At 71.1% G+C, this 5,575-nt stretch carries 5 protein-coding genes; 3 read left to right on the forward strand and 2 right to left on the reverse strand.

What is annotated here, in order from left to right; genetic code table 11:
- Positions 1–391: autotransporter outer membrane beta-barrel domain-containing protein (locus VHK87_RS05710; protein ID WP_329633933.1), on the forward strand; the 391-nt coding region annotated here is incomplete at its 5' end.
- Positions 392–453: 62 nt separating this feature from the next.
- Here the strand turns inward: VHK87_RS05710 and VHK87_RS05715 are convergent.
- Together VHK87_RS05715 and VHK87_RS05720 are read right to left on the reverse strand one after the other, a co-directional pair.
- The gene (locus VHK87_RS05715; protein ID WP_329633934.1) at positions 454–1,893 is read right to left on the reverse strand and encodes a carboxylesterase/lipase family protein; all 1,440 of its coding nucleotides are present in this window, start codon (positions 1,891–1,893) and stop codon (positions 454–456) included.
- An 86-nt stretch (positions 1,894–1,979) separates the two neighbouring features.
- Entirely contained in the window at positions 1,980–2,822 is an 843-nt protein-coding gene (locus tag VHK87_RS05720; protein WP_329633935.1) for a hypothetical protein, read from the reverse strand.
- A 122-nt stretch (positions 2,823–2,944) separates the two neighbouring features.
- Between VHK87_RS05720 and VHK87_RS05725 the strand changes: the two genes are divergently transcribed.
- Together VHK87_RS05725 and VHK87_RS05730 are read left to right on the forward strand one after the other, a co-directional pair.
- A complete protein-coding gene (locus VHK87_RS05725; protein WP_329633936.1) occupies positions 2,945–4,519 on the forward strand; it encodes an AMP-binding protein in 1,575 nt (524 codons plus the stop codon).
- A 174-nt stretch (positions 4,520–4,693) separates the two neighbouring features.
- Positions 4,694–5,575 (forward strand): DUF5961 family protein (locus VHK87_RS05730; RefSeq protein ID WP_329633937.1); only part of this gene is annotated, 882 nt, incomplete at its 3' end.

Consider the following 5,575-nt stretch of genomic DNA (forward strand, 5'->3'; position numbering starts at 1 on the left):
GCGCACCGACCTGGAGACCGACGGCATCCGTGAAACCGGCGGCGCGGCGGCCCTGGCCGGCGCGGCCCAGGACCACGACGCCTCGTTCGCCACGATCGGCGTGCGCGGCTCGACGGCGCTGGGCTCGGACTCGCCGCTGAAGCTCAACGGGACCCTTGCGTGGCGCGAGGCGCTGTCTGGCGAAGCGCCCTCGACGGCGGTGGCCCTGCAGGCGGGCGGCGGGACCTTCCGCGTGGCGGGCGCTCCAGTGGCCGACGGCGCAGTCGTCGTCGGCGCGGGCCTCGACTGGCAGGTCGGCGAGCGGCTGAAGGCCGAGGCGACCTACTCGGGCGAGTTCTCGGACGAGGCCACGGGCCAGGCGTTCCGCGCCACGCTGACGCTCAGCTTCTGATCTAGCTGAAACTGAGCGGGCCCGCCAGCGCCGACCCAGCGGCGCAGGCGGGCCTTTGCGTTTCAGTTCGCGCCGGCCGGCGCAGTCGGGGTCGCGCCCGGAGCAGCCGGCGCGGCGGCGCTGGCCGGCGGGCCGTTGGGGATCTCCGCGCCCTTGCGGACCGAGAAGGCGTCGGCGAACACCGAGACGTCGTCGGCGGCGGGGTCGTAGGCCGAGACCTTGAAGCCGTTGCCGCAGGTGAAGGCCTTGTCCGCGGGCGAGGACTTCACGAACGCCACCCAGCAGGAGTTGACGTTCTTGGCCACCGCCCGGTCCGCCTCGGTCGCCTGAGAGCCGCCGCCCGTCGAGGCGGTGTCGAGGCTGGCGAATACGTAGGGCAGTTCGGCCGAGTGGGGCGCGCCGTTGGGCTGGGCCGCCGTGCGCCAGGCCGGCACGTAGGTGAAGTAGTACTGATAGGCCGGGGCGCCCTTCGCCGCGAGTTGCACCAGCTTGCGCGCGCCGTCCGCGCCGCCCTCGCCGTTGTTGCTGCCGACCAGCAGCGGCACGTCGTGGGCCTCACCGGCGTTCAGCGCGTCCAGGGTGGTGGTGGTGACGAACTTGCCGTCGACGACGCCGCGGATCCCGGAGCGGGTCTCCTGCTTGCTGACGAACGCCTCGGGCGGCAGGGCCCGGAGCTGCTCAAGCGTGGCGGCGGCGCCGGGCAGGCCCAGCGCGGTCGCCGCCTTGATCCCGTCCGCCTCGCCGTCGGCCAGCGTGCGGCCGGGGCGCAGGCCGGCTCCGGACTGCACCACCGCCTTGTGGAACAGGCCTTTGGCGCTGGGGATGGAGAGGAGGCCCACGACCATGAAGCCGCCGGCCGACTGGCCCATCACCGTGACGTTGTTCGGGTCCCCACCGAACTTGTCGATGTTGCGCCGGACCCACTTCAGGGCCTCGACCGCGTCCATCATCGCGTAGTTGACCAGCGGTTCGCCCGGCGCGGCGGCCTTGGTCAGCGCCGGGTGGGCGAAGTAGCCGAGGGCGCCCAGCCGGTAGTTGGTGGTCACCACCACCACGCCGTTCCTGGCGAAACTCGTGCCGTTGTAGGCGCCCAGGTGCGCCCCGCCGAGGTAGCCGGCCCCGCCGTAGAGCCAGACGATGACTGGGGCCTTCTCGGCGTTCGCCGGCGCCCAGACGTTCAGATAGAGGCAGTTCTCGCTGACCTCGCCGGAGACGCCGCCGCCGTTCGGCCGGCCGTCGGCGTTGATCGGCTGCGGACAAGGCGGCTCGAACTTGGTCGCATCCCGCTCGCCGCTCCAGCCGGCCGGCGCCACTGGCGGCTTCCAGCGCAGCTCGCCCACGGGCGGCTTGGCGAAGGGGATGCCCTTGAACGAGTTGACGCCGCCCTCGCTGGCGCCCGCAAGCACGCCGGCGTCGATCTTCACCTTCACCGGCTCGGCCGCGCCGGCGGAGCCCGCCAACAAAGCTGCGGCGGCGGCCGCCGCGATAAGTCTGCCCGTCATATGCGCCTCAACCCCCGTTTGCTTTCGCCCGCTCCCTCTCTAGGCGAGCCTGACTACAGCTTAGGCGCGGCGTGACGCCGGGGCAATCAGGCCCAGAGCGGCGAGGACGCCTTCATGAAGCGGAGCATGAAGAGGACGTTGGCGACGTCCTGGCCCGAGGCCTTGTCGGAGAGGGTGACGTCGTACCAGACGTTCTCCGTCTTCGGGCTCTCCGACAGCTGCCTGACCTTGGTGCGGGCGAGGTAGGCCGTCCCGGCGCGCAACGGCCCGGCCAGGTGCTGCACCTCCAGCGCGCCGAACAGGCCCACCGACTTGCCGGCCGAGCCGACCACCGCCGAGCGCGCCTGGTGGGCGAGGCCCACCGCCAGCGAGGGCGGCAGGATCGCGTGCTCGCCCTCGTAGGCCGGCAGCGGTTCGGTGATGGTCTCCAGCCGCCGCCGCACGCCCTCGGCGCTGATCTCCACGGGGATGTCCTTCGCCTCATCGCCCACCTTCAGCGCCGCGAGGATCCGAAGGGCGCCGGGCTTCGCCGGCTCCTGGGCCGGCAGACGCCTGGAGAGCTCGGAGTCCGTATCCGGCGCGAGCAGGCTGGCCGTGCCCTCGCAGATCAGGTCGCCGGGCTGGTTGTACATGGTCAATCGCGCACGCGGCTCGCCCGGGCGCACCACCGCCCGCACCTGCTCGCTGTCGACCGTGGCCTGCTTGAACATCAGCGACAGGCAGCCGGTCTTCCACCAGGTCTCGCCGTAGAGATCGAGCAGCATGGGCACGAACTGGTCCATGTGGATCGAGCCGGCCACCGTGCCGCCCTTCAGGCCGAGCTTGGAAGCCGTGGCGTCGTCGTGGATCGAGCCCTTGACCTGCTGGGCCATGTTGCGGGGCGTCCGGAACGGACCCACGCGATCTTCGGCGTCCTGGATCATGCTCATCGTCGTCCTCCCATCGCCGCTCTGTCGGCGGCCTTTCCACTGGCTTTTTTGTCAGCTTATCCTCTCACGGCCCCGCCAGAGGGTCACGACGCGAAATAGCGTCGATATTTCGGGAGGACGGAATGGACGCAGTGATCGACAAGCTCGACCTGGCGACGCGGGTCAACGAGGCCATAAGCGTCGGCATGATGCACGCGGTGTGGGCGGACCTCACCCCGCACAAGGTGGCGGTCTACGACCCCGACGGCCGCGAGCGCACCTTCGGCGAGTTGAACGCCAACGCCAACCGCATCGTACGCCTGCTGCGCGAGGCTGGCCTGAAGGCCGGCGACAGCGTCGCCCTGCTCTGCTCCAACCGGGCCGAGTTCTGCGAGGTGCTGTCGGCGGCGATGCGCACGGGCATGCGGATCACGCCGGTGAACTGGCACCTGACGGCCGACGAGATCGCCTACATCGTCCAGGACTGCGAAGCCAAGGCGCTGTTCGCCGACGCCCGCATCGCCGCGGCGGCGCCGGCCGCGGGCCAGTGCCCGATGCTGTCGATCAAGGTCGCCATCGGCGGCGAGATCGCCGGCTTCCTGCCCTACGAGGCGACCCTGGCCGGGTTCGAAGCCTCGGACATCCCTGACCCGCAGCGCGGCTACACCATGCTCTACACCTCGGGCACGACCGGCCGGCCCAAGGGCGTCTTCAAGCCGGACGCGCCGGCCCCCGAGTTCAGCCCGGCCTACGACCGCGACCACGACCTGCACATGTGCACCGGGCCCGCCTACCACGCCGCCCCGCTGCTGGGCGACGTGCGCCGGCCGCTGACCAACGGCGTGCCGCTGGTGTTCATCGACAAGTGGGACTCAGAGGGCGTGCTGCGCACCATCCAGGAGCGGCGGGTCACCCACTCGCACTTCGTGGCGATCATGTTCCAGCGGCTGCTGGCGCTCCCCCCTGAGGTCCGGGCGAAGTACGACGTCAGCTCACTAAAGGTCATCACTCACGGCGCGGCGCCCTGCCCGCCGGAGACGAAGCGGGCGATGATCGAATGGTTCGGGCCGGTGCTGACGGAATACTACGCCGGCTCCGAGGGCGGCGCGGGCTTCCGCCTGGACTCCCACGAGTGGCTGAGGAAGCCCGGCAGCGTCGGCAAGCGGCCGGGCGCGGACTCGGCCAAGATCCTCGACGACGAGGGGAACGAGTGCCCGCCGGGCGTGGCCGGGACCATCTACATGAAGCTGCCCGAACGCGGGGCCTTCCAGTACTACAACGACCCCGAGAAAACCCAGAAGGGGCGGCGCGGCGACTACTTCACGCTCGGCGACATCGGCTACCTCGACGAGGACGACTACCTGTTCCTCACCGGCCGCAACGCCGAGACGATCATCTCCGGCGGGGTGAACATCTATCCGCAGGAGATCGACAACGAGTTGATCAAGCACCCGGCTGTCGAGGACAGCTGCACCATCGGCATCCCCAACGACGAGTGGGGCGAGGAGGTGCGGGCCGTGATCCAGCTGAAGGCCGGCGTGCAACCCACCGAGCCGTTGAAGCAGGAAATCCTCGACTTCGCCCGCCGCGGCCTCGCCCGCTACAAGGTCCCGCGCGACATCGACTGGGCGGAGGAGCTGCCGCGCAGCCAGGCCGGCAAGATCCAGCGGAACAAGGTGCGCGAACCCTACTGGAAAGGCCGCGCGCGGCAGATCTGACGCGACAGGACGACGCGCCCGGGGCGGCCCATTTTCGCCACGCTTACCCAGAATGGGTAGCGGCGAGTCAGGGGCCGCCAACGGGCGGAGCCGGGTCATGGCCCGGACTGGAACTCGCCTCGCCGGCGACAAATTCCCTCTTGAAGAGAGAGTGCACCGGCGGGGAGTTGCGCCTTGATTACTCCGGCTATCCGAAGCGACGGCGCGACGCGTAGGTTCGTCGTACACACCGCCCGCGAGACCCGCGACCAGGGGCGCGTAGTGCGCGCCGCCAGCTTTCACGAGGCGGCGCTGGCCTATGCCGAGGCCTGGCGGCCGATCCCGGACGCCAACGGGGCCATCCGGCTGTCGCTCACCGACCTCGACAGCGGCGAGCAGCAGGACGCCACCATCGACGTCGCCCGCCCCGGCGTCGCCGACCTGCAGGCCCGGCGCGCCCGGTTGGAACTGCGGGCCGCCGCGCGCAGCGAGCCGCCGCCGGGCGCAGAACGATTCCGCGTCGACCCCGTTGAACCTCTCGTGATCGCCGCCGCAAAGGCTCAACCCCGCGACTATCGCCAACTGGCGATGAACGGCGCCGCCTTGCTCGCGGTGCTGGTCGTCACCTTCCTCGTCGCGAACCGGTTCACGCGTGAGCGCCTCACTCATGCGCCGTGGGAGCAGCCCGGGGCCGTCGCCGAACAGCCCGGCCGCCGCCTCACCGCCGCGACCGCCCTGCTGCGCCCACAAGTCCAGCCCTCCGCCGCTCAACCGTCGGGCGCCACGCCGGCCGGGCCCGTCGTCGGCCGGCAGAGCGGATACTTCGCCCCGCGGCAGGCGGCCGGCTCCACCACGGCCCGAAACATCCCTATGGACCAGCTGGCGGCGCCTTCGCCGGACGTCAGCCTTGCCGAGCCTTTGGATATCCCACCCGCCGAAGCCGTCGGCTCCGCGTCGCCCGCAGAGGCGGCGGCCGATCCCGCCGAGGCTCCCCCCGAGCCGCTCGTCGTGCGCCGTTCTGGCGAAGCGGACGTGCTGGGCTCCCGATCCGGCCCCGACGGCCCACCCTCCGACGAT

The sequence above is a fragment of the Phenylobacterium sp. genome (genome assembly GCF_036263695.1).
Lineage (GTDB): Bacteria > Pseudomonadota > Alphaproteobacteria > Caulobacterales > Caulobacteraceae > Phenylobacterium.